The following is a 666-nucleotide window of genomic DNA, read 5'->3' on the forward strand; positions in this document are numbered from 1 at the left end:
CACCCTGCACCGCCTTCCGTCCCCCGGACCTTCCCCGTCCCAACGATCAAGGAAGGGTACTCCGGGAGCGGTCGGCGGTGCAGCCGGATGGACAGGTCGGTTTCTCAACTTGCCCTGCGCCAGTGGCCGTTCCGGGCGTTCGGGAGCGGAGGGAGTGAGCGGAGTCATAGCGGCGCGAACCGGTGCCGAGGGCGGCGCGCCGCTGGTGAGCGGCCCGTGTGCCGGCGGCCCCCGCCCTGAGCGTCCCGGCCGCGGGCGGATCGAGTCGGGCTCGCCGGGGCCGGCGCGGCTTCCCTCCTTCGGGTGGGGGTAGAGGTCATCCGTGACCACGGGTCGGCCGGCAGCGGAGGGCGGTAGACGTCAGGTGCCCTCACTTTCGGGGAGACTCGCCGCCAACGCGCCCCCAGCGGGGCCCCGCACCTGGAAGAGTCGAGCGCATGCAGGTCTGGCCTGGAGAGGCGTATCCCCTCGGCGCCACCTATGACGGTGCCGGTACCAACTTCGCGGTCTTCACCGAAGCCGCGGACCGAGTGGAGCTGTGTCTGCTGCACGACGACGGCTCCGAGACGGCGGTGGAACTGCGCGAGAGCGACGCGTTCGTCCGGCACGCGTACCTGCCCGGCGTGATGCCGGGCCAGCGGTACGGGTTCCGGGTGCACGGCCCCT

General features: G+C 72.4%; 1 pseudogene. It reads left to right on the plus strand.

What is annotated here, in order from left to right:
• Window positions 1–437: 437 nt before the first annotated feature.
• Window positions 438–666 (plus strand): annotated as a pseudogene (locus CCN33_RS29790) (glycogen debranching enzyme); the annotation flags it as partial.

Source organism: Streptomyces recifensis (genome assembly GCF_002154615.1).
GTDB lineage: Bacteria > Actinomycetota > Actinomycetes > Streptomycetales > Streptomycetaceae > Streptomyces > Streptomyces griseoluteus.